Raw genomic sequence first — 22193 nt, forward strand, 5'->3', positions numbered from 1 at the left:
TTATCTTTTTATGATTTTTTTTCTGCCTCATTTTGCGGGTTATGCATAAAAAAACACCATAATTTTGTACCAGAAAACACAATAAATAATGCATTATTTCCCTGTTTTCCCTTTTTGTGTAACTAAGTTACATGAGCGAATAATTATATGGCTGGTTGGATTATGTCCCTACGGTCATTAATTCCCGGTGGGAAATTATAAGGGGTGGCTGGTGTTGCCTTTGTTCTGCTAGAGGTAAATACTCGGCTAGCAAGTTAGCAAGCACCTACTGAATTCTCTTGTTTCTACATTTGGGGCTGCATATAAGTATCTGATTTATAGTTTTAATTGCGTCGTGTTTCCTGTGGTGGATAATGGTTTTGTGCATTGTCTTGTTCTGTGGGTACACTCAAAGTGATCGTTTGTTTACAATAGTGCACAATCAATTTTCCTGTATTGTTTACCAATGGAAACACTAAAATTTCATCGTTGTCGTGTGATCGATGTCGGGTGAGATTACGGGTGAAGGTAGTGAGCAAAGTAAGTAATCTGGCATTAGTGGCATTTGACTGCTGTTTTTTTAGCTAAATAGCTTGGTTAGAACCTTTTATGACAAGGTATTTACTGGGTTTTCAGTTATAATTCACCGCAACATAAGTGTGAAAAGAACTCCATGAATCAATATCTAGCTATCACTTCACGAGGTCTTGAGAACCTCCTTGCAGAAGAACTTAAGCAACTTGGCGCAGACAGCGTTCAGGTTGTCCATGCCGGCGTGCGTTTCAAGGCCGAGCAAGCAACAGCCTACCGATGCTGTCTTTGGACACGTATTGCATCTCGTATCATTCAGGTACTGAGCGAATTCAATGTCCGTGACGATATGGATCTGTATTTGGGGGCTGCGGCAATTAACTGGCCGAATTACTTCGGCAGTGATACTCGTATTATTGTTGATTTCAACGGTACTAACCGCGAAATCCGCAATAGCCAATACGGTGCAATGAAAGTTAAAGACGCCATTGTTGACCGCTTCACTAAGGCCGATTTGCGTCGTCCTAGCATCGACCGTGAACGTCCAGAGCTTCGCATCCATATGCGCCTATCTGGTGAGAAAGGTGTGCTGGGCCTTGATATGGCGGGTAGTGGCTTGCATCAGCGCGGTTACCGTAGCGAAGCGGGTAAAGCACCGCTTCGTGAGACCCATGCTGCAGCATTGGTGATGAAATCTGGCTGGACCCCTGAAAAGCCTCTGTTGGATCCGATGTGTGGCTCAGGCACCTTGCTGATTGAAGCGGCTCTGATTGCTGCCAATATTGCACCGGGTATCAAACGCAAGCGCTGGGGTTTCGAAGCGATCAAAGATTTTGACCGTGAAGGCTGGCTAGAAATTCATGCGGAAGCAAAAGTAAAAGCACGCCGTGGCCCAGGTAATGTAACGACTAAATTCTTTGGCCGTGAAATGGATCGCCGCGTACTGAGTATCGCCCGAGACAATGCTGGCCGTGCCGGTGTTAAAGACCTGATTGACTTCGAATACGGTGATGCGACTCAGCTAACGTGCCCTGAAGGTTTCTCTGAAGGTGTGATCCTGTGTAACCCTCCTTACGGTGAGCGTTTGGGCACCACGCCTGAGCTGATTTCTCTATATAGTGATCTAGGTAACCGTTTGAAGCTTGCGTTTGCCGGTTCAACAGCGTCTATCTATTCGTCTTCAAATGAATTGCTAAGCTGCTTGCGTATGCGTGCGGACAAGCAGTTCAAACTGCGTAACGGTGCGTTGGATTGTGTGCTTAAAACATACCTGATCACTGCTGGTGGTGTTAAGCATGTTGAAGGTGAAGCTGAAGGCCGCATCGAAGAAGCCGAAGTGGCGCCTGATTTTGCTAACCGCTTGAAGAAAAACATTGCCAAACTTGGCAAGTGGGCGAAGAAAGAAGGCCTTGAGTGCTACCGTTTGTATGATGCTGATTTGCCTAACTACAACGCAGCAATCGACAAATACAAGGATTTCTTGATTATTCAGGAATACGCAGCACCTAAGACAGTGCCGGAAGAGACAGCCCGCCGACGTTTGATGGATATCATGCGAGCGACGATTCAGGTTACAGGTGTTGAGAACAATAAGGTTATCCTAAAAGTGCGTGAGCGCCAGAAGGGTAAGAGCCAATACCAGAAGCTATCAAGCGCAGAGCGCCATATGGTCGTGAATGAGTATGGTGTTGATCTTAAAGTCAACCTGTACGATTACCTGGATACCGGCTTGTTCTTGGATCATAAAATCACCCGTCGCCAGCTAGGTAAGATGGCTGCTGGTAAAGACTTCCTTAACCTGTTTGCTTATACGGGTTCGGCAACATGTCATGCGGCCTGTGGTGGTGCTAAGTCAACGACAACTGTCGATATGTCTAACACCTATCTGCGCTGGGCGCAGGAGAACATGGAACTGAATGGCCAGGTTGGCCGTCAGCACCAGTTTGTCCAAGCTGATTGCTTGCAGTGGCTGCAAGAGGCCGATGGTGAATTTGATCTTATCTTTATTGATCCACCAACGTTCTCTAATTCGAAGCGTATGAAGCAGAGTTTTGACGTTCAGCGTGACCACATCATGCTGCTTGAAAACCTCAAACGTATGCTTCGCCCGAATGGCGAAATTGTTTTCTCGAATAATAAGCGCCATTTCAAGATGGACTTCGAGAAACTTGAAGTACTTGGCTTACAAGCGAAGAACATTTCTGATAAAACGTTGCCAATGGACTTTGGTCGCAACAAACAAATTCATAACTGCTGGATCATTACCCACAAGGAAGGTTAAGTGCTAATTACTCTGCATAGCACAGAAGGGTGTCATCTTTGCGAGCAGGCTTACAGCCTGCTCGTTCAAGCCGGTGTAGAAGAGCGCGTTCAGGTGGTAGATATTGCCTTTGATGACGCGCTCTTTTCTCGTTACGGCGTCACAATTCCTGTGCTTTCTATTCTTAGTCCAGATTCAGATTCAAACAGCCCTGAGCTCGGTTGGCCTTTTGATGCCGACGAGTTGGCACAATGGTTAAACAACAATGGCATTAATTAATATCAGTAACGCCCAGTTGGCGTACGGTGATCATGCACTGCTAGATAAAGCAGAGTTTCTTCTACAGCCAAATGAGCGCGTTTGTTTGGTAGGTCGTAACGGCGCGGGTAAATCTACTTTAATGAAAGTGATTGCCGGTGATGTGCTGCTTGATGATGGCAGCATTCAGCGTGAATCAGAATTGCGTGTTTCACGCTTGGAGCAGGATCCACCGCGTGATGCAGAAGGGACGGTATTTGATTATGTTTCAGAAGGCTTGGCTGAAATCGGCCAGGTATTGAAGGAATACCATCGCCTGCTGGACTTGATCACCCATGATCCTTCCGAGTCTAACTTCTCTAAACTAAACCGTGCCCAAGAGAAAATTGATCACGCGGACGCATGGCAGTTCGATAACAAGATTTCTTCAGTGCTTGAGCACCTGCAGCTACAGCCACAAACCTTGCTAAAAGATTTGTCTGGTGGGTGGCAACGAAAGGCAGCATTGGCCCGTGCATTGGTGTGCGATCCTGATATTTTGCTTCTTGATGAGCCAACTAACCACCTTGACGTGTCAACCATCGAATGGCTTGAGGGCTTCCTGAAAGAATACCGTGGTGCCATTATCTTCATTTCTCACGACCGGGCATTTATCCGTTCTATGGCAACCCGTATCGTTGACCTAGACCGTGGCCAGTTGGCATCTTTCCCTGGTGACTACGACAAATACCTTGAAGAAAAAGAAGAGATGCTGCGTGTTGAAGCCGAGCAAAATGCCGAATTCGACAAAAAGTTGGCTCAGGAAGAAGTATGGATCCGTCAGGGCATCAAAGCCCGCCGTACTCGTAATGAAGGCCGTGTTAGAGCATTGAAGCAACTGCGTCGGGAGCGTAGCGAGCGCCGTGAAGTGGTCGGCAAAGCCGATATGCAGCTGCAGGAAGCCCAGCGCTCGGGCAAGATTGTGTTTGAAGCAGAGCATATCAGCTACAGCTACGGTGATAAGCCGATCATTAAAGACTTCAGCTTCAATGTGATGCGTGGTGATCGTATTGCGCTTATCGGCCCGAATGGTTGCGGCAAGAGTACACTGCTTAAGATCATGCTGGGTGATTTGAAGTCACAGGGTCACTTCCACTGTGGTACCAAAATTGAAGTCGCGTATTTCGATCAGTACCGTGAAGTATTGGATCCAGAAAAGACGGTAATGGACAACCTTGCCGACGGCAAGCAGGAAGTGACAGTCAACGGGCGTACCCGCCATGCATTAGGGTACCTTCAGGACTTCCTATTCCATCCACGCCGCGCCCGTACACCGGTGAAAGCACTATCGGGTGGTGAGAAAAACCGCTTGTTGTTGGCGAAACTTTTCCTAAAGCCTAATAATTTATTGGTGCTTGATGAACCAACTAACGATTTAGATATCGAAACATTGGAACTTTTGGAAGAAATTCTTGCCAACTATCAGGGTACTTTGTTGTTGGTAAGCCACGACCGTCAGTTTGTTGATAATACTGTGACAACAAGCTGGATTTTCGAAGGAAACGGTGTCATTGACGAATACGTTGGCGGCTACCACGATGCTCAGGAACAACGTGCTAATTCGCTAAGTCAAATAGCGAAAGAGCAGGCTGCTCAAATTGAAGCAGCCAAAAAGAAAGAAGAGAACAAGCAGCGTCAGGCTGCCCGTCCTAAAGCTGGTAAGAAGCTCTCTTACAAGTTGCAAAAGGAACTGGAAGACCTGCCGTTACGAATTGAAGAACTGGAAAACGAAATTGCGCAATTGCAGGAGTTAATTAACGATCCTGCTTTCTTCCAGGATGTGAAAAATGACACTCAAGCCACGCTGAACCGCCTAGCGGAAGTAGAAGCGGAGTTTGAGCAGGCATTTGAACGTTGGGAAGAGCTTGAAGCAATGCAGAAGGAAGCTTAATGCAACATAAGACTTTAAAACTGTCTGCACTGGCCGTATTGGTGGCCGGTGCAACAGGCGCCAATGCCGCTGTTTACCGTGTGGTTGAAGTGACGGATAACTCTGATATCACGACTCAACGTTATTACAGTAACTTAGAGTCCCAGATTAATCAGAAAGTAGAATTTTACGGTCAGGGTATTACTGCTTCTGCTGATGGCGATAACTGTTTTAACGGCAACTGTAACGAGGGTAACTATTCGGTCTTCGGCGAAAGCCGTTTTGGTGCCGATGGGATCAACTACCGCGATGAAGTGCCGTTTATCCTTGATAACTTGCAGCGTATCAACGATGAAGACCGCCTTTATAGTTACTGTGACCGTAACCTAGGTCCGAATACGTGCCGTGAATGGGCGCGTACTCAGTTCTATGGTAAAGGTTACAACACCAATGACATTTCAGACCGCAGTGGTTTCGGTGGTTTGATCCGCGAGCAGGAAGCGTGGGGCATTAACTTCTACTCGAATGCGACAGCACTAAATGGCGCATCATCTCTGACAGAGGTTGAAACATTCGCCGATGCTGCTGATGGATACGATCCTACGGTTCAAGGGGCATTGGGTGAGTTTGTTACTGATCGCAAGACAACAAACAGCGTGATTAACGCCCAGGGCACAACCGAAGCTGGCTCTGAATTTGTGCTTGGTGTAACTTCAGGTGCCTTCTTCAAGGGAACTGATACCAACGACTCAACCCGTTATGCTCGTCAGTTCAACAAGCGTGGCTTTGTTAACTTGGGTGACGCGAAAGTGGGCCTTGCGCCAGCAGGCTCAGACTCGCTGACTACAACCGCCGGCCAAACGTTGGCCTGGGATGCGGTTGAATATGATGGCAACCTACTTGTAGTCGGTAGTGCGTCTTACGCGCGAAGTGATTTCAATGACAGTGATAACAAGGTACCGAATAACCGCAGCGAGCGAAATGATCCAACCTTTAATGAGTCTAACTTCCGAGCCTGCCCTGAACGGTTCAGTGAAGGGTTAGATAGCTTCTACGGTACCAAAGAGTGTCAGTTGTCTGTATTTGCCAATGACGGTGTATTCTGGACAGTAGATGATACCACTTCGGGTAGTGTTGACGCCCAGCTGCTCACCAAGAATGACCTAGCTACACTAGACCCAGACAACAAAGACCGTTCTTTCCAGGCTGCTGCCCGTGCCGTTGAGCTGGTTAATGGCCAGCCAGTCGTGGTGGGTTACACTACTCAGAACTACGACGGTGACTACTATGCTATGCAAGCGGCGATTTGGGAGCTGCCTGCAGGAAGTGAAGCTAACGCTGAGAACTTTACTCGAACCGTAATTCCGGGGCTACCGTTAGAGAATGGTGGTGATAGGCTCTATAGTTTTACGATAGCGACAGATGTCAATGCTAACAATAAAGTAGTGGGTTTCTCGAAAAACTGGAATGCTGATAACCGTTCATACGCAGAACGTATCTTTTACTATGATAATGCTGCAAAGCCAGGTTCACCGGTTTTCCTTGATACTTTAAGCGAGACTTCAAAGATTTTCTTCAGTGGGGCAAATGGATATCCTGAAGCGATTAACAATCATAACCAGATTGTTGGCCGCCTAGATAGTGAGTCAGTAAACCAGGTAGATGGGCGTTTCCGTCGCCAGCGTGCTTTCACTTATGCAATGAGTGAGATTGAAGGCTCGGTTGCGTTGAACAAAGGCGATGTATATTTCCTTGATGACCTGACTAATGATGGAACTATCAAAGGTGATAACGTTGCGAATGCATACCGTATCTTCAATGCGACGGGTATCAATGATGCTGGCGTTATCTCTGCGACGGCTTTCAAATGTGAAGGTGGCTATGACGATCTGACAACAGACTCTTTCTGTCAAGGTGGGGAACCTGGCGTAGAACGGACAGTGGCAGTTAAGCTGATCCCAATTTCTGCGGCAGATGAACCAACTGTTCAGACTCGCCCAGAGTCAGAGTCTACTATTAAGCGAAGCGGTGCATCACTAGGTATGCTAGTGATGGCTTTCCTTGGTTTCCTAGGGTTCCGTCGAAGAAAGTAATTTTTTGTCAAAATTGGTCAAATTACACTCAGGCTCACAATTTGTGAGCCTGTTTTGTTTTGGGAGTTGATCTCCGCTTCTGTTTAGCTAATTCTTAATAGTGGAGACACCATAGCTCCATCATTATGCAATAGTAATGAATGTAAATGATAAGGATGAGGATCGAACTTATGAAGAGACAAAAGCGGGATCGTCTGGAGCGCGCACAATCTCAAGGCTATAAGGCTGGCATAAATGGTCGTTCCAGTGAAGACTGTCCGTACCAATCGACAGAGGCCCGTACGAACTGGCTAGGTGGCTGGCGAGAAGCAAGAGAAGATCTGCAATCTGGCCTGTTTAAATAATAAACCTCCCTTCATATCTCCCTTATTGAGCCCCTCTTAGGAACAGGGGCTCTTTCTATTTCAGAGTTCCTAGGTGGCTAGACCCTAGATCCTAGGGAAGCTAAGGCCAAAGTATTTGATTTTCTAGTAACTAGGATCTAGGAACTTAGGAGCCAAAAAAGGCCGCCAGTGGCGACCTTTAGATACTCAGAACTGAGTTTGATTAGAACGATGACGTATCTTTGAATAGGCCAACTTTCAGATCTTTAGCAACGTAAATCTCTTTGCCATCAACCAAGACACGACCGTCTGCAACACCCATGATTAGCTTGCGGTTGATAACACGCTTAAGCTGGATTTCATAGGTTACTTTTTTCGCTTCAGGTAGGATCTGGCCAGTAAATTTCACTTCGCCTACGCCCAGAGCACGGCCTTTGCCTTCGCCGCCAGCCCAACCTAGGAAGAAGCCTACTAGCTGCCACATTGCATCAAGGCCAAGGCAGCCAGGCATTACAGGGTCACCTTTGAAGTGACAATCGAAGAACCATAGGTCAGGGCGGATATCGAGTTCTGCTTGGATGAAACCTTTACCGTGATCACCACCTTTGTCGGTGATGTTTACAATACGGTCGATCATCAGCATGTTGTCAGATGGCAAGGATGGAAAAGCAGGACCGTAAAGTTCGCCTTTACCACATGCAACAAGTTCGTCGTAATTATAAGATTGCTGGCGTTTCATCAGACTTTAAAGCTCCTTAAAAAGTATGGAGGCAATTTAGCTTACACATGTACGCCAGACAACTCGGATCAGTGCTGGACAAACCAGTGGCGAAGTCGCGTTAACAAGCCGACATGCTTAACTATTTCACCGTTATGGAAGATATCAATTCGCTCAGCGATTTTCGCTAATAAGGTATCAGCATCCTCATCATCACTGCGGAATGCTTGGCCGGTAAGTAGAGGTAGTGCGTCATCAACGCTTTCAGCGGTCCACAAGTGGAATTTCCCGGCTTTAATGGCATCTAACACTTCGTCATTAAGGCATAGGTTAGTTAAGTTTGTTTTCGGTAATATGACACCCTGGTTACCGGTAAGGCCACGGAATGCGCACACCTTATAGAAACCTTCGATTTTCTCGTTAATACCGCCAACAGCCTGTACACGTCCAAATTGGTCTACAGCACCTGTAACCGCGATTTGTTGGTTAATTGGCTGCATTGAAAGGGCCGAAACCAGAGAGCATAGCTCTGCTAAAGAAGCACTGTCGCCATCGACTTCTGAATAGGATTGCTCGAATACGATAGAGGCCGAAAACGGAAGTGGTTGATCGAGATCCAGTGCAGTACTTAGGAAGGCTTGCATGATCATCATGCCTTTGGCGTGGATATTGCCGCCCAGTTCAGCTTTACGTTCAACATCCGAGATATCACCGTCACCAAAGTGGACGACACAAGAAATACGCGCCGGCTCACCATAGGCGCGAGGGTGGCCTGGCACTTCAACCACAGTCAGGCCATTGACCTGGCCCACTTCCTCTCCCTGGCAGTTAATAACAACCTGACCATGGTGGATGTCTTCAATTGCCCGCTCTGGCAGGTAAGACTCGCGGTATTCACGGGCCTCAATAGAATCTTTCAGGTGCTTAGCACTGATTTTGCTACCCTGAGACTCCAACGCGGCTTCACACAACAGGCTTTGGTGCCAAATAGGACAAAGTGGTACACGAGTTTGGTCTTCAGCGTAGCGAGCACCGGTTTTTAGCACCATCTCTAGTGCTTGTGTATCGGCAAGATCAGGCAATGAGGCTTTTTTGATAATTGCTTTTAGGTAGGCAAGATAAAGCGGCAGGTTATCTTTATTGATCACCAAGTCCTGCTCGAACTCACCGTACATGGTAAAGCCAGAAGAAATATCAGGTTCGGCATTTTCCAGCTCGGCCATCAGGAAGCGGTCGCCAATTAGCACTAGCTTGATATTGAGCTGTTCTGCTGGTGGCAGTGGATATAACGACTTGTTAGAAGCCGCTTGCCATTCCAGCGTGCCGTTCATCAAAATGCTTTTCAGGCGAGGCCAAAGGCTAGGGTTGGCAAGAATGGCACCGACGGACAGCACTAGGTAGCCATTGTTGGCTTGGTGAACGAGCCCGTGCTTCACCTGCTGTTTGTTGATCTTGTTTTCTTCAACTGGGGGATAAACGGCGCCAAACAAACTTTGTTCGGTAACGTTCTCGCCAGCAACAATAACCGGTGACTCATTCTTGGCTTCGGCTTGTTGTGAAATCAGCTCAATGACATAATCACGGTATACCTTGTTGTCAGGTGCCGTGATACGCAGAACTCGTGGTTGAAGTTCAACTGCAGTAAACCGGCGCACAGCATCTGAAAGACGATCTTGCAAGGTTCCTGTTTTTGCCGGAAGAAGATCATCGTACTGTTCAAGGATGGCTTGGTACTGAGAGTAGTCTGGAGTCATCGAGCGCCAGTTTTGTTCATGCATGGGCGTGTGCTTTATTTCGTTAATGTGAAAAAGTCAGCAGTATAAATGAATCAATGGCCTCATAATAGCTTAGTGTGTAATGTAATTGACACGATTTGCAGTTCAGTTGAGATCGGCTTAAAAACAAACGCTTAAAGTTCAAAATGGAATTGAGCTTTGGCAGTCTTACAGTTACACTGTCACCACTTAAGTTTAGACTTATCGAGAATCTCTGACGACTATGAAATATCAGCAGCTTGAAAACCTTGAAGCCGGATGGAAATGGAATTACCTAGTAAAAAAATGGAAAGAAGGTGAGGCGATCACCGGGTATATAGATACCAGTGAAGCAAAAGCCGCTGTTGATGAACTCCTCGCTATCGAACATGAGCCAACCAAGGTACTCAAGTGGATAGATACCCATATGTCGCCTGAGCTGGATAAAAAGCTTAAACAGGCTATCCGTGCTAAGCGAAAGCGTCATTTCAATGCCGAACAAGTTCACACCCGCAAGAAATCGATTGATCTGGATTTCCGTGTATGGGAGAAGTTGGCGGAAAAGTCCAAAGAGCTAGACTGTACCTTGTCTGACACCATTGAGTACTTGCTGAGTGAGTCGAACAAGACTGAGCAGGCGAGTAGAAAGGTACTGGATTTGAAGCACGATCTTCATGAGTTGCTTGACCTAGAGTAAGCCTAACGGGGAGCGGTGTTTGTCGCAGAGTTGTTAACTGGGCTCAGGCGCGTACAGCTAACATGTTGTAAAATATGACTGAGGTGTGCTGGTTTCTACGTGTATCTTTTATCGACCATTTTGTAGAGCTAGGCATGAAAAGGAACTTATAAAGGAGCTATGCATGGAATTCGTGCTTTATGTGATTGCCCTTGCCGTTATTGTCTTTGTCTTTGTGTTCAAGGATCGGCCGATCATGGTGCTGACCTTCGAAGATGGAAAGCTCACCCAGCAGAAAGGTCAGATACCCAATGGCTTTTTGGCGGGCTGTAAAGATATTGCGCATAAGCAGCCATTCTCTGGCAGGATCAAAGTTTATAAGAATCGCTTTACCACTAAGCTGGTGTTCTCAAAGTCGGTGCCCTCTAAAGTTAAACAGCGCATCCACAATGTATTCCCTTATAGTGGTGGCTCTAAGAAGCGCGGAAGACGTGCTTAACTCCCATGATGGCCATCATTGATTTTAGAAAGCTCTCCAAAACGGGGAGCTTTTTTGTACAGATAGATAAAGGTAACCCAAATGCTTACACCTCATGCATTTCGTTTAACACTTGGCACCGATTTGAAGCAGTCTATTTTGGCCTATGTGGAGCAAAAAGACATTAAAGCAGGGTCACTGTTAAGTTGTGTCGGTTGCCTCTCTCATGCGTCTATACGGCTTGCCAATGAGTCTGAAAGCCTGGAGCTTGCAGGACCATTAGAAATTTTGACACTCAGCGGGACTTTGACTCCAGGTCATGTGCATTTGCACATTTCTGTTGCTGATAAAACGGGCCGTGTTTATGGCGGACATCTCCAAGATGGCTCAATCGTTTCTTTTACCGCAGAGGTTTGCTTGGCTGAATATACCAATTTGTCATTCTCGCGTGAGCAAGACGATACTACCGGGTTTACAGAGCTGGTGGTAAGGCAAATAGGTTAGCGTTATAACACGGATGCCTACATCTGTAGCTGAGCTGTATATACTTGTTAGTATTAAGAATGTGTATATACGGGAGGTAAAGGAATGGATGAGGCCACAGAAAAACGGGAAGGCGATGCTTTATCGTTTCAAGCCCAGATAACAGGGAATCATTGTTTCGGGTGCGGGACAGAAAACTCCCACGGGCTTAAGATCCAAAGTTATTGGGGCGCAGATGCTACGACAGCATGTTGTAGGTTTACGCCTGAAGCTCACCACTGTGCAGCTCCTACGCATTTTCTAAATGGTGGCATTATTGCTACTGTGATTGATTGCCATTGTATTTGTACCGCCATGGCAGACGCTTACAGGCGCTCTGGGAGGGAAATCGGTGAAGGGGAGCAGATATGGTATGCAACGGGCAGTCTGTCTTTGCAATACCTGCGTCCCGTTTCTATTGACGCCGAAATCGTATTGGAAGCGGTTGTGGTGGCATTCGAGGAGCGTACAACCGAGTTGACATGTCGTCTTACTGCCAATGGGAAAACAGCCGTAGAAGCGAGCCTGACGGCTGTTAGAGTCCCTAAAAAGTGGATGTCCGTTTAGCGAGCTTTTTTGCGTTCAGATGTAGCAACGTCGAGTAAAGCTTGATGGCTGGCAAGGTAGTGTTTTATTTTTTGTTGTAGCTCGTCCAAAGCTTGCTCTGCCTTTATTCTTTTTTCCCTTTCTTGTTCTAATTCCTTTCCAAGTTCGACGGCCATATAGCCGCCTTTGATTAATGCTTTGGTTGTGACGTTGCTCTCAGTAATCGACTTCAGTTCTTCGATCATGTAATAGTGATTGTCGATATCTCTTATTGTAATTGCCATGAGTAGAATAACGCTTAAAAGATAGCATTATGGTCGAACCGATATTTCTGTCAATATCTTTGATGGCTTTTCTTGCGGGAGAAATATTATTGGAAAATCAATTTTGCAATCAAAACACAGTTTCCTAACAATGAACGATATTAATAATTCAACCAAGCATTATACCCGGTAGCGATTATTTGCTGCTTTGGGCTATTGTCGATACAGCTCGACAACGATTAGAATTCAGTATTAGCGCTAAAGTTGGGTAGTAAGGATTAAGGGTGAACCAGCAACTAAGTCAAGTTAAACGACGAGCGATGGAAAATCGCATGAGGGAGCAGTCTAAACCTTCGCTACCAGGTTTGATGGAAATTACCCATGGTAGTGAAATAACGCTGAGTGTAAAAACGCCAGTGGGGCGGTTATATCAAGTCAGTTCCATCTTTATTGGTACCAATGGTAAAGATAAGTTGTTTATCGAACTACCTAAAGTCAATAAAGTAGAAAGAGAGCAATTTTTCCAATTGGGTTACCGTATGACGATTAAAGCGGTTTCAGAAAAAGGAGAAGGTGCTCTGGTTAATGTTAGAACGAAGATCAGCCATATTCTGTTGGATCCGGTTCCGCTATTGGTCGTTGATATCCCACCGCAAATCGACGTCGTTCAGCTTCGCAAAGAACCCCGTTACAATGTGAATCTTGAAGGTAAAATCATTCTTCCTTCACGGGCACTTAACGTCATGCTTAAAGATCTTTCGTCGTCTGGTTGCAGTTTTTTTATCGAGGCGAATGGACCTCTGATAGAGATTAATCAAGTTGTGACTGTGGAAGTTCGGCATCCCCAAACAGAGGCGGTGTATCCACTTTCGGGAAAAGTGTGTAATCGTCAGCAACTAGGTGTCAATAAGCAGCTTGGGATAGAGTTTGACGAGCGAGGGCAGCAAGCGGTGAGAGATTTGATGAATAAACTTATTTTTGATGGGGCTAAGCTGTCATTTAAGCCATAACGACAGCGTCACTTATTCTTGGCCTTGACGATCAAAACATGACACTGTCACAAGTTATTGGGATCAATCGTCACTCAACTGCAATATATTCAGCTTTTCAAGACAGCGTTGAACCTTTTGCATTGAAAGCGGTTTAACCAAATAATCGTTAGGCTTATGGGAAATGACTCGCTTAACCGTATCCATTTCACTATCACCTGTTACAATAACCACGGGCAGAGAGGGGTATTGCTGCCGAATATATTGCAAAACGTCGATACCATCTAATGGTTTGCATAAGTTAAGATCGAGAAACACACAATCAACCTTATTCTTAAGCAAGGTATTATAGGCGTGTTGCGCAGTGGGTGCGTAAAGCAGCTTTTGGATAGGGACGCTTTTTCTTAGCAGCTCGGCCATAATTTTGGCCATCATTTTATTATCTTCAATGATGAGAAACTTATTCATACTGTTTTTCCTTAAACTCATCGTGTTATCGCTAAGTACAACAAAAGCACTTATGTATCCCAAGATAACGACAGGTGCTTGAGTAATATTATGATAGGGAAATACAGTAATCAACTGATGCAATAATGAAAATTATTGTGATCTCTGTCTGTAATACAATACCTCTAACGCACTATAATTTTTTAGTTGTCTATTTTTAAATCAATTAAAATCGGTATAAATAGTAGGGCTAATAAGGCGATAAAAGAAGCTACCCAATTGATAGCTTCTTTGCTTTAGCTGACGAGAGGGCTTCCGATCATCACACTGTTTAAATATAGTGGTCGGTTATCTCTGGTGATGAACATGCCTCGTTGATCAGAAATAAACGCGGCTTTGTCGGCGGATTCGATGATATAAAAACTACGTGCAGTCAGAGACTGTCTGTTGTCGGCCGTATCTTGCTCTTTGGCAATCACCAGATAGTGAGAGCCATAGCGTAAGAAAAGGCCATAGAATTGCTTGGCAATCGTGATTTTGTCTGCAGTGTTATAGCCAAGGAAGTTCATCTTGATACGGCCGTGGGTCATAACTGTTGCAAGTCGTTCATGACCGACGCCGGGATAGCTAGATTCGAATTGATACCGGCTATTCGTAGTGAGTGCTGAAGCAACCCCTATACATAGCGTAAAAACTAAACCTAAGAAAACACCCAATAAAGCCTTCTTCATGAAATTACCCATGGCAATCACCTTGTTCGATGCGTGAAGATAGATCGGTAAAACCAGTTTGTTTATCAATGGCGATCAGCTGGTAACTGTCACACATGCCACCTACAGGATAAGCGATCATTCGGGCTTTAGGATCAGCATTGCTTTTGATTGCATTTACAACGGCTGGTGGAATTGCTTGGCCATCGTAAAGTACCGAATGCTTGTCGATTCGGGTGCTCTCAACGAACAGAGCCATTTGAGACAAAGTAAAAACCGTTAAGAAAAACGCCACTATTGTGACGAGGTAACGCTGGGAGAGTGTAAATAACCGTGAAGTTAGGTTAATACCTACTGGTTGCCTGGTGACTTGCTCTACGGAGCTATCTACGGCATCTGACTCAGCTAGATCGGTGAGATCCGATATTGCTGGTGGCTCTTCATTAGCAATATCGCCGGTTTTTTTCTTCGTGTTTACGCGGATCAGGTAGCCTTTTTTCGGCTCTGTCACAATGACGTCATCGGCACCTAGCTGGGAAAAGGCAGAGCGAATATGTTTTATTGCTACGGTAAGGGAGCCGTTCGTGACAACCTTGCCAGTCCAACAAGTTTCTAGCAGTGTATCACGGCTGACAGCGACATTAGGCTGTTCCGCTAACATACAGATAATTAAGGATTCCGAGCGCGAAAGTTTGACACTTTGATGATCAGTGGTGCGGATCAATACTTGTGTAACAGGGTCAATTTTAAAATCCCCGAGTAAAACCGGTGTTGTTATGTCACGCATTATTTTCCTCATATTCACCACTTTGAGCTGGGGATTTTAGGGGAACACATAGCTCAAAACAATGTTGCGAAGGGTAAAAATCTAAGATTTGAATAACGATATCGCTGTGTAAGGCCGAGCTTTGGTCAAAGCCCGGCTTTTGATGCACTAAATGTTTAACTTATAGCCAAGGTACATGATGTTATACGAGGCGCTTCCGGTCTTAACGGCTTCAAGCTCTTGAGCTATTTCTTGAAGATGCTCTTCATCTTTGGCTTGAACAGCAATCGAGTAGGTTGGTTGCTTCATATTGCCATCAAATTCCTGGACGCTGAGATAAGCCGATGTGACAATGCCTTGCGCGTTCCAATTGACGACTTTTTGCAGATCTTTGCCCAGTATTTGATCTACCAATAAGTTTTGTTGCGGTTCTAACCAAGTAAGCTCTAGCGAGTAGGTGTTTTGAACCATTTCCTTGTCCAGCCATTTAGTGCCAATATCCCTGATCTCACTGACTTTTACGACGTCATCTTTGAAGAAAGGCAACGGCTCAAGGCTTTTTAGTACCTGTTCGGCAGAGTCGGCTTCCATAACAAAGTTGATGATTGGAAATTGCTTGCCATCGATCGTCGAATGTCGAACAAAGAGATCATGGATAACACCTTGTTCTACCAGTTTCGAAAATTCGCTGCGTTGGGCACTCATGCCTTCAAAAACGGCCTGCGCATCACTTGTATTCCATTCAAGACTGACACCATAGGCAGCGCTGTGAGCAGGAGTAGCTGACAGTGCTAAACCAAGTGCAAGAGGTGCAAATTTCAATAGCTTCATACTAAATTCCTTTTAGTTTCTGATGACTTCATATAATGACGGGTAAAACTCTACGCCGGGGATGTCCAAAGGTGATACTGACTTGTTCATTGCACGAATCGCAGATTGGAAATCTTCTACAGAATCCCATTTTGCGACATTGATGTAGTGAAATTGGCTATTTGGTTGGATAGAGCGGTGTAAACTTGTCGAAATATAGCCGGGTTGGATTTCGAGAAAGTCCCTCGCTTGCTCCCAATGCTCGAGTACTGCCTGTTGATGAGCTTCTGGGACATGTAAAGGATTGATGAGAGTGACTTCTGCACTGGCTGAAGCAATGGCTGCGGCAAAAAGTAGGGTGGGGATGACTTTACTGAGCATTTGGATCTCCTTGTTATTGTATAGCGTTCGAAATTTAGCACATACAATAATTAGAAAACCCAAATTGTCAGTTAATTAATATTAATTATCGTTGAATTATGAAATATTAAACTGATATCTAGCGCCAAGTCGGAAGTTCATCTCTTTCAATACCGGCAGCTCAGCCACTGCAGTGCTACCTAAATCAATAGCGCGGTGAGCAACATTTGCTTCGAGGCTCCATGCATCTGACAGGTGAATTTGGTTATCTAAACGAAGTTCGTACAGCGTCTCTTCAAAGGTCGCAATGCGAATAGCGGGCTCTGCTGTCCAGCGTTTGATAAGGTTGAATTTACCACCGATCTCCGCGGTAAATGCAGTATCTGAATAGGTTGTCGAAACATTTGAAAATAATGGGTTCGAAAGGTCGAATTCAGCCGATAGTTTTTCAGCGCCAAGCATTGCGTAAAGCGAGCTGTTTTTACCTACTGGGGTGTAGTAACCCAGACCTATTAGCGACTGGCTGAAACCAAGACGATCGCGAGATACATCATCGTAACGGCCTTCCAGGAACACCTGGCCAACAGGGTTGATACTTGCCCGGGCATAGTAACCCGACATGTTGTCATAGCGACTGTTTAGATCAGTCGGAAGGTATTCGCTAAATAGCGAATATTGGTAACCTGCCGAAACGTAAGAATAGTTCTGCTGAAGCTCAACAGGGCTTGCGATTGCTGATGTTGTAATGGCACAGCCAAGGGCAAGTAAAGGTAAAGTGTTTTTCATTGTGTTCATCTCCTAAAGCGGTGCGGAGATTAAATGAGAGCGAAGCAGATGGAAATATTTGTTGGCGATAATTAATATGAATTAATTTATTAATTATTACAAGGTGCTGATTTTTAGTCGTTTAATTGAGGGTGTTAACTCTGATGCACTATAATTTATTCTTGGTTAAAAAAGAAAAACACCCTAGAACATATGATTACATCCCTTGTTACAAAGACGAATAGTGCTTTTTAGAAAGGGGAGGATGAAAGCGAAAAACAAACTTCAAATAAAGCTCCGGTTCTTGGGAAAGTTCAGCATTTCGGCTTCCCAAACCAACATTCACGATATTGTTCATACTTTCGCGTCAAGTAAAGAGAATAACAGCAAGCACTATTCGAAAATGGTGTCGAAGTGGTCTGGCTTTAGCGAGCAGCAGAAACTCAACATGCAAGATAACGATACGGCGACTTCCATTATAAGGGCAATGGCAAGGATGGAAGTAGGCCACGACTATTCGCGCAAGGAGTAAGGAAAGGAGTAAAGTTAGTATAACGAATTACAGTGTCACTTTTTGTGTTTAGCGCTTAGCTCTTAGTGACACTGTAATTTTATCGGAAAGCCATATTCTGCTCAGCAGGAGAGATCAGTTCAGCTCCACGGATCCCCACATGTACGTTTCTTTGGCTTTTCAAATGCGTTTTAGAGATGGACTGTTCGACCTGCGGGCAAAGCTACGGCTTACCATAGCAAAATATTGAGGCTATGGAGTAAGTTTGGCCTACACTCAATCAATATGTTCCATTGTGGGCAAGAAGTGTCGAGTACCATCATTGATTTCTTCCTGTACGCGTGTGTCATGATGCAAAAAGCCGATGATAGTGACCTTTATTAACAACAAAAGCAGGAATAGTAGCCAGTGAAACAATCCCGCTGAAGAAGCTCAAATACATCTCGTAAGATGGTTAAAAGTAGCAAAAGGGAGCTATTCGTTGGCAGTGTAAAGTCATGATTAAGCCAATTATTACTAGTGAGTTTATGCAGTTTTACAATTGCCAAATGGGAGAAAAACAGGCCATTGAATATGGGTATAAACTACTAAGTACACTGGATAATATTGCCGACAAGATCAAACTTGAGGTAGGTGAGGAGGGACTTGAACTGTTAACTTCGTATTATCCAACCCGCTGGGCGTTACTTCGCTATTTATCTTACCTTGAACAATCAAACCAAATGCTTACTGTCCTAGATGCTGAAATATTTGCTACCTATATGTTCACTAAATTACGTGATTTTGAGCAGTTAATTGATGAAGAATTCAGCGAATATGGATTTTGATTTAGGAACAAGTCTCAATAATTTAATAATAAGTGATCATCCATTGGCGGAGAGTCTCTCGTGAGACTCAAATGCCATGGCGCTTGGTGAGTTTTTCGTAGGCTAATGTTGAACCAAAGTCAGGGGTTTTTGATTGAGCAAACGATAACAATTACTATCAAGACGGTCTCCCTCGGCGTTGATGGACAAGACCAGCGGCACCGGATTCACGAAAACGTGTCACTAAACGTTGTACCTGGCGAACGCTGAGTGTAAGGATACGTGCAGCATCGGAACGACGAATACGGTGTTCACACACATCGCGGATAGCACTCAGGCGTAAAATCTCTTTATCATTCATGGTTACCAACATCTTCAGTTCATCTCACACAGATCAGACAGGGTCTGATCAACATAGGAAAAACAGGACATTTTCACTTTGTAGAAAAGAGACACTTTAGCTTTGTGGCTACACCCTTCAGTGCGCATTATGTACCATGTGGTAAACCACTGATTTGTAAGGCTATGCAGGCTTTCCTTCACCTAAGGCATTGATAAGGCGGGGGTTTTTATATTTGTCTTCTAGTAGCCCGTAAACTACTTTTTGATCATTAATTTCAAGTAAATCAGCGACTTGAAAGGCAACGTCCCAATCCATAGAGTTTAGTTCATTTCTCCATTTACTCAAACGAGAGCGGCTTACCCCAAGTTTCTGGGCAAGTTTATAGTCCGAGGGCAGGCCGTACTTGGCTTTGACCATATCCAACAATTCATTTGTGTAAGTCATAAATTACCCACGAAAATCAGCTAATTGTTAAATTTTAGGCTAACAAAATGTCTAAAACCACAGTTGAAGCCATGTTGACGTCGAATTGATATTGACTAATCCTATTGTTGCATATCAAAAACTTGCTTGTATGGGGATACAGACATGGACAACGTCAAAAAAGCTATTGTAAATCCGATTCATCGACCCTGCCCAGATATGGCTGGGTGTATTAATCCAAAACCTGAACTCACTCAAAAATCTCTCGAAACCGTTCGCCAACTGCGCGAAAAATTCGGCTTCAAAACAACCAAACAACGCGCCAAAGAGCACCGCCAGTACCTCAAGCAACTCGCCGTCTTTCAACACAACCGTGATTTGATGGCAGGAGGTGCACGATGAAATTTCCTTCAATGCGCGAGCTATACAAATCATTTTACGAACTGCAACGAGCAAGCCGAAAAGGACGATTTTGCTATGGTCATTTTCTTCAAATGACAATTCTAATAGATGACGCATATTTTTGTCGGCGTGAAGCTAATACAACGAAGATGCTGTCTGATGCCCAAGCTGCAGCAAATGAGGTAATGGTTAATCGAATAGTAAAACACGCAGTACCTCAATCTCCCAAGTTGCAAGCCGCCTTAGCAAAATTCCACAAGGGGGTTTAATCATGAGCATTATTATGAACTGCCAGTGTTGCGGTGAACCTGAAGCATGTTACGAGTACCAAACAGACGACTCTTCAGTTTGGATTTGTGATGCTTGCTCAGATGACAGCACTAAGTGCTCCTCATGTGGTGTTATTGCAGGGTATTACGAACGTGATGAAATGGGGTTCATTGTTTGCCCTGACTGTTTAGATAAGGAGTCAGGCCATGCATAACCAAGTACTTTGCCAAGATTGCTTAGCAGTAAAACCATATACAGATGCCCGTCATCTTGGTGATGATAAGTGCGAGTGTGGTGGTGACTTTTGTGGTTGTAGTGATTGCAGCAACCAAGCCTATCAAAGCCAAATCCCTAAGCAAGTAGCCAAAGCCCCCAAGTTGGGGGCGGCGGTTTCTTCCATGCCATTACATGATGTGACCATTCCTTTGGATAAGCCTGTGACGGCTGACTTTATGGCGCAACATGCACTAGATGAGTGGCATCGTTCAATGGAATTAGTCAGGCATCATCAGCGTTTAGGTGATAAAGAAGCTTCAGCATTTTTTCTTAACGATGCTGCTGAGTTTCGCCGTATCTATGTTGCGTTCCGGCGAGCAGTCACAGAAATGGGAGGACTTTGATGCTCCCCATAAACGATCTCTTGTATGTGGCTGGCTCCGTCCAGCCACATGACATTACCAAAAAGAACATTGCCAGCCATGAAGCTGGTTTTTTTGGTTCCAATTCCGCTGAGTGGTTAAAACACGAGCAGCAAAAACTTAATCAGTTTGCCCAACTTCACTATGTGCGCACTAAAGCGATCGCCGAACACGCCCGCGAAGCGGCGGCACGAAGTGACGGAGACAATAGGCCTGTCCAAGGGCGCAAAAGTCCGACACACCCGAAAGTGGTTAATTTATCCAGCCGTGTGGGCAGGCTACGTAAGTCACAGCGCCGTGATATCGAGTTGGACAGCACCGAGTCCCACTACAACCATGACCGCCTGTATGATCTTCCTGATGCGCCTATGGACAAGCGATTATCAACCGTCCGGTTGATGCACCGTGAATGGTCGGGCAGCTATCGCATTTTGCACCACACCCAAACCCGGCCGGGTGATGCACCAGACCCGCAAAGCGGTGAACGCTACACCGAAAAACTTACCCAACGTGCCGTAACAAAGATTTTCGAGTCGGGGGCTTATGTTGCCGCTTGTGAAGGAGGGTTCACCACGTTTCTTACACTGACTTTTACCACTGAGCAGCGCAACGCCATCTTTGGTGGTGAAACTACGTTAGGCCGTGAAGTCTCGCGGTTTCTTGATGGCATCAAAAAGATGTTCCAGCGTGGCTGGCACGGCATTGATGCAGATGGCGAACCGTTCGAGCTCGATGGCAAAGCCGAGCCATTCCATTACATCTGGGTAGCTGAGTGTCCGGCCAATGATGATGGTGAACCCAATCCGCACGTCCACTTAATCATGAACTGGAAAGTGGATAAGCAATATTTCCAAGCCTGGTCTGAACGATTAGAAGGTATTTGGGGTAATGGGTTCGCCCACTTGGAGCGAATCCGCCAACCCAAAGCGGCTGGATCTTACATCATTAAGGCTGTTGGCTATGCCGCCAAAGGTGAGAACGCCGACCAAGGGTTAATCAAAGGCAACCGCTATAACATTGCTCGTTGTAGCCGTGCCCCCGGTTGGGATTGTTTAGCCAATTTCGAAGCCCATAACATGGCTGCGATCATCAAAGAGTGTGGTTACAGGCTGGAGCATTGGAAAAAGCCATTACAGCGCAGCCTTTATCGTTTGGATAAACAAAAAGAACGCGCCATTAAGGCCAAAGCGATTGCTAAAAAAGCCCAACGACCAAAGGCGGCAATCCAAAAGCTGACCGTCTTAATTACCCGGCTTGAAGGCCAACAGCAAGCCATCCATAACCAAATCAAACAGCGTGGCATTCATGCCAGTACCAAGAACCGGTTCTGTATGTCGTTTGAAGGCGAACAGGCCGAAGACAAAGCCTACGATTTTCTGCTTTGGGCAGCAGGTGCTCGAGGATGGTCCATGCTGCCCAAAGATGATGATCTCGATTATCAGCAAAACGTTTCTGAAGCCAGAGCTATCGCCCAACGAGAGTACAGCCAACAGTACCAGCGCTTTTTGCTCAAACAGGCTTATTGGGAATCAGTCTTGAATGACCCGCTTGCTCCAAACAGGGAAGAACCCACCGAACTCGATGTGTCAGCCGCCAAAGCTGATCTCGAATGGTATCAAAATCAGCAACTAGCCGCGTAAAGG

The 22193-nt window shown here is 45.4% G+C and carries 28 protein-coding genes; 17 read left to right on the forward strand and 11 right to left on the reverse strand.

All coding sequences use genetic code 11. The annotated features are described in order from the left end of the window. Positions 1-652 precede the first annotated feature (652 nt). The 5 genes from rlmKL (at position 653) to rmf (ending at position 7374) form a co-directional block, all read left to right on the forward strand. Positions 653-2791, forward strand: a complete 2139-nt coding sequence (gene rlmKL / locus ACXAGQ_RS25135; protein WP_475257640.1) for a bifunctional 23S rRNA (guanine(2069)-N(7))-methyltransferase RlmK/23S rRNA (guanine(2445)-N(2))-methyltransferase RlmL — start codon at positions 653-655, stop codon at positions 2789-2791. Beyond that, the gene (locus ACXAGQ_RS25140) at positions 2792-3049 is read left to right on the forward strand and encodes a glutaredoxin family protein (protein WP_475257641.1); all 258 of its coding nucleotides are present in this window, start codon (positions 2792-2794) and stop codon (positions 3047-3049) included. Next, entirely contained in the window at positions 3036-4958 is a 1923-nt protein-coding gene (uup, locus tag ACXAGQ_RS25145) for an ATP-binding cassette ATPase Uup (RefSeq protein ID WP_475257643.1), read from the forward strand. The genes ACXAGQ_RS25140 and uup overlap by 14 nt, the downstream gene beginning before the upstream one ends. Further along, entirely contained in the window at positions 4958-7030 is a 2073-nt protein-coding gene (locus tag ACXAGQ_RS25150) for a DUF3466 family protein (RefSeq protein WP_475257645.1), read from the forward strand. The genes uup and ACXAGQ_RS25150 overlap by 1 nt, the downstream gene beginning before the upstream one ends. 170 nt (positions 7031-7200) lie before the next feature. After that, positions 7201-7374, forward strand: a complete 174-nt coding sequence (gene rmf / locus ACXAGQ_RS25155; RefSeq protein ID WP_082008520.1) for a ribosome modulation factor — start codon at positions 7201-7203, stop codon at positions 7372-7374. A gap of 202 nt (positions 7375-7576) precedes the next feature. Here the strand turns inward: rmf and fabA are convergent, their stop codons facing one another. After that, entirely contained in the window at positions 7577-8092 is a 516-nt protein-coding gene (fabA, locus tag ACXAGQ_RS25160) for a 3-hydroxyacyl-[acyl-carrier-protein] dehydratase FabA (RefSeq protein WP_475257646.1), read from the reverse strand. A gap of 68 nt (positions 8093-8160) precedes the next feature. After that, complete coding sequence (locus ACXAGQ_RS25165; RefSeq protein WP_475257648.1) at positions 8161-9849, reverse strand: AAA family ATPase; 1689 nt, start codon at positions 9847-9849, stop codon at positions 8161-8163. Positions 9850-10069: 220 nt separating this feature from the next. Here ACXAGQ_RS25165 and matP point away from each other — a divergent pair, with 220 nt between their 5' ends. From matP to ACXAGQ_RS25185, 4 genes are all read left to right on the forward strand, one after another. Beyond that, positions 10070-10522 carry a macrodomain Ter protein MatP gene (gene matP, locus ACXAGQ_RS25170; RefSeq protein ID WP_475257649.1) on the forward strand — a complete coding sequence of 151 codons (453 nt, stop codon included), beginning with the start codon at positions 10070-10072 and terminating at the stop codon, positions 10520-10522. 163 nt (positions 10523-10685) lie between these two features. Further along, on the forward strand, positions 10686-11000 hold the full coding sequence (locus ACXAGQ_RS25175; RefSeq protein WP_411184791.1) for a DUF3634 family protein: 315 nt from the start codon (positions 10686-10688) through the stop codon (positions 10998-11000). A gap of 81 nt (positions 11001-11081) precedes the next feature. Beyond that, positions 11082-11483 (forward strand): PPC domain-containing DNA-binding protein, encoded by a 402-nt coding sequence (locus ACXAGQ_RS25180; RefSeq protein ID WP_475257650.1) that lies wholly within the window; start codon positions 11082-11084, stop codon positions 11481-11483. An 84-nt stretch (positions 11484-11567) separates the two neighbouring features. Then, positions 11568-12068, forward strand: a complete 501-nt coding sequence (locus tag ACXAGQ_RS25185; RefSeq protein ID WP_475257652.1) for a PaaI family thioesterase — start codon at positions 11568-11570, stop codon at positions 12066-12068. Here ACXAGQ_RS25185 and ACXAGQ_RS25190 read toward each other — a convergent pair. Then, a complete protein-coding gene (locus tag ACXAGQ_RS25190) occupies positions 12065-12331 on the reverse strand; it encodes a hypothetical protein (protein WP_475257654.1) in 267 nt (88 codons plus the stop codon). The genes ACXAGQ_RS25185 and ACXAGQ_RS25190 overlap by 4 nt on opposite strands. A gap of 263 nt (positions 12332-12594) precedes the next feature. Between ACXAGQ_RS25190 and ACXAGQ_RS25195 the strand changes: the two genes are divergently transcribed. Further along, positions 12595-13320, forward strand: coding sequence for a PilZ domain-containing protein (locus ACXAGQ_RS25195; RefSeq protein ID WP_475257655.1), 726 nt, complete (start codon positions 12595-12597; stop codon positions 13318-13320). A 63-nt stretch (positions 13321-13383) separates the two neighbouring features. Here ACXAGQ_RS25195 and ACXAGQ_RS25200 read toward each other — a convergent pair whose 3' ends face one another. From ACXAGQ_RS25200 to ACXAGQ_RS25225, 6 genes are all read right to left on the reverse strand, one after another. Then, positions 13384-13767, reverse strand: a complete 384-nt coding sequence (locus ACXAGQ_RS25200; RefSeq protein WP_475257656.1) for a response regulator — start codon at positions 13765-13767, stop codon at positions 13384-13386. A gap of 275 nt (positions 13768-14042) precedes the next feature. Then, on the reverse strand, positions 14043-14489 hold the full coding sequence (locus ACXAGQ_RS25205) for a hypothetical protein (RefSeq protein WP_475257657.1): 447 nt from the start codon (positions 14487-14489) through the stop codon (positions 14043-14045). Then, positions 14482-15243 carry a winged helix-turn-helix domain-containing protein gene (locus ACXAGQ_RS25210; protein ID WP_475257658.1) on the reverse strand — a complete coding sequence of 254 codons (762 nt, stop codon included), beginning with the start codon at positions 15241-15243 and terminating at the stop codon, positions 14482-14484. Before ACXAGQ_RS25210 ends, ACXAGQ_RS25205 begins: the two co-directional genes overlap by 8 nt. A 147-nt stretch (positions 15244-15390) precedes the next feature. Further along, complete coding sequence (locus ACXAGQ_RS25215; protein WP_475257659.1) at positions 15391-16053, reverse strand: hypothetical protein; 663 nt, start codon at positions 16051-16053, stop codon at positions 15391-15393. A gap of 12 nt (positions 16054-16065) precedes the next feature. Then, positions 16066-16413, reverse strand: coding sequence for an antibiotic biosynthesis monooxygenase family protein (locus ACXAGQ_RS25220; RefSeq protein WP_475257660.1), 348 nt, complete (start codon positions 16411-16413; stop codon positions 16066-16068). Between the two features lie 96 nt (positions 16414-16509). After that, a complete protein-coding gene (locus ACXAGQ_RS25225) occupies positions 16510-17178 on the reverse strand; it encodes an outer membrane beta-barrel protein (protein ID WP_475257661.1) in 669 nt (222 codons plus the stop codon). Positions 17179-17422: 244 nt separating this feature from the next. On the opposite strand from ACXAGQ_RS25225, the gene ACXAGQ_RS25230 reads away from it, so the two are divergent. Together ACXAGQ_RS25230 and ACXAGQ_RS25235 are read left to right on the forward strand one after the other, a co-directional pair. Beyond that, positions 17423-17689, forward strand: a complete 267-nt coding sequence (locus ACXAGQ_RS25230; RefSeq protein WP_475257662.1) for a hypothetical protein — start codon at positions 17423-17425, stop codon at positions 17687-17689. Between the two features lie 476 nt (positions 17690-18165). Then, positions 18166-18495, forward strand: a complete 330-nt coding sequence (locus ACXAGQ_RS25235) for a hypothetical protein (RefSeq protein WP_475257663.1) — start codon at positions 18166-18168, stop codon at positions 18493-18495. Between the two features lie 157 nt (positions 18496-18652). On the opposite strand, the gene ACXAGQ_RS25240 is transcribed toward ACXAGQ_RS25235, so the two are convergent. After that, positions 18653-18835, reverse strand: a complete 183-nt coding sequence (locus tag ACXAGQ_RS25240) for a helix-turn-helix domain-containing protein (protein WP_475257664.1) — start codon at positions 18833-18835, stop codon at positions 18653-18655. A gap of 162 nt (positions 18836-18997) precedes the next feature. Continuing rightward, positions 18998-19261: a transcriptional regulator gene (locus ACXAGQ_RS25245; protein ID WP_475257665.1), complete on the reverse strand. Its 264-nt coding sequence runs from the start codon at positions 19259-19261 to the stop codon at positions 18998-19000. Positions 19262-19405: 144 nt separating this feature from the next. Between ACXAGQ_RS25245 and ACXAGQ_RS25250 the strand changes: the two genes are divergently transcribed. Genes ACXAGQ_RS25250 through ACXAGQ_RS25270 form a run of 5 tightly spaced genes read left to right on the forward strand, consistent with a single transcriptional unit; the run spans position 19406 to position 22190 of the window. Beyond that, positions 19406-19642 (forward strand): hypothetical protein, encoded by a 237-nt coding sequence (locus tag ACXAGQ_RS25250; protein ID WP_475257666.1) that lies wholly within the window; start codon positions 19406-19408, stop codon positions 19640-19642. Further along, the gene (locus tag ACXAGQ_RS25255; RefSeq protein ID WP_475257667.1) at positions 19639-19911 is read left to right on the forward strand and encodes a hypothetical protein; all 273 of its coding nucleotides are present in this window, start codon (positions 19639-19641) and stop codon (positions 19909-19911) included. The genes ACXAGQ_RS25250 and ACXAGQ_RS25255 overlap by 4 nt, the downstream gene beginning before the upstream one ends. Positions 19912-19913: 2 nt before the next feature. Further along, on the forward strand, positions 19914-20126 hold the full coding sequence (locus ACXAGQ_RS25260) for a hypothetical protein (RefSeq protein WP_475257668.1): 213 nt from the start codon (positions 19914-19916) through the stop codon (positions 20124-20126). Continuing rightward, complete coding sequence (locus ACXAGQ_RS25265) at positions 20119-20532, forward strand: hypothetical protein (protein WP_475257669.1); 414 nt, start codon at positions 20119-20121, stop codon at positions 20530-20532. Before ACXAGQ_RS25260 ends, ACXAGQ_RS25265 begins: the two co-directional genes overlap by 8 nt. Beyond that, positions 20532-22190 (forward strand): rolling circle replication-associated protein, encoded by a 1659-nt coding sequence (locus ACXAGQ_RS25270; RefSeq protein ID WP_475257670.1) that lies wholly within the window; start codon positions 20532-20534, stop codon positions 22188-22190. The genes ACXAGQ_RS25265 and ACXAGQ_RS25270 overlap by 1 nt, the downstream gene beginning before the upstream one ends. Positions 22191-22193: the final 3 nt, after the last annotated feature.

The organism is Photobacterium sp. ABD4_091 (genome assembly GCF_056160145.1).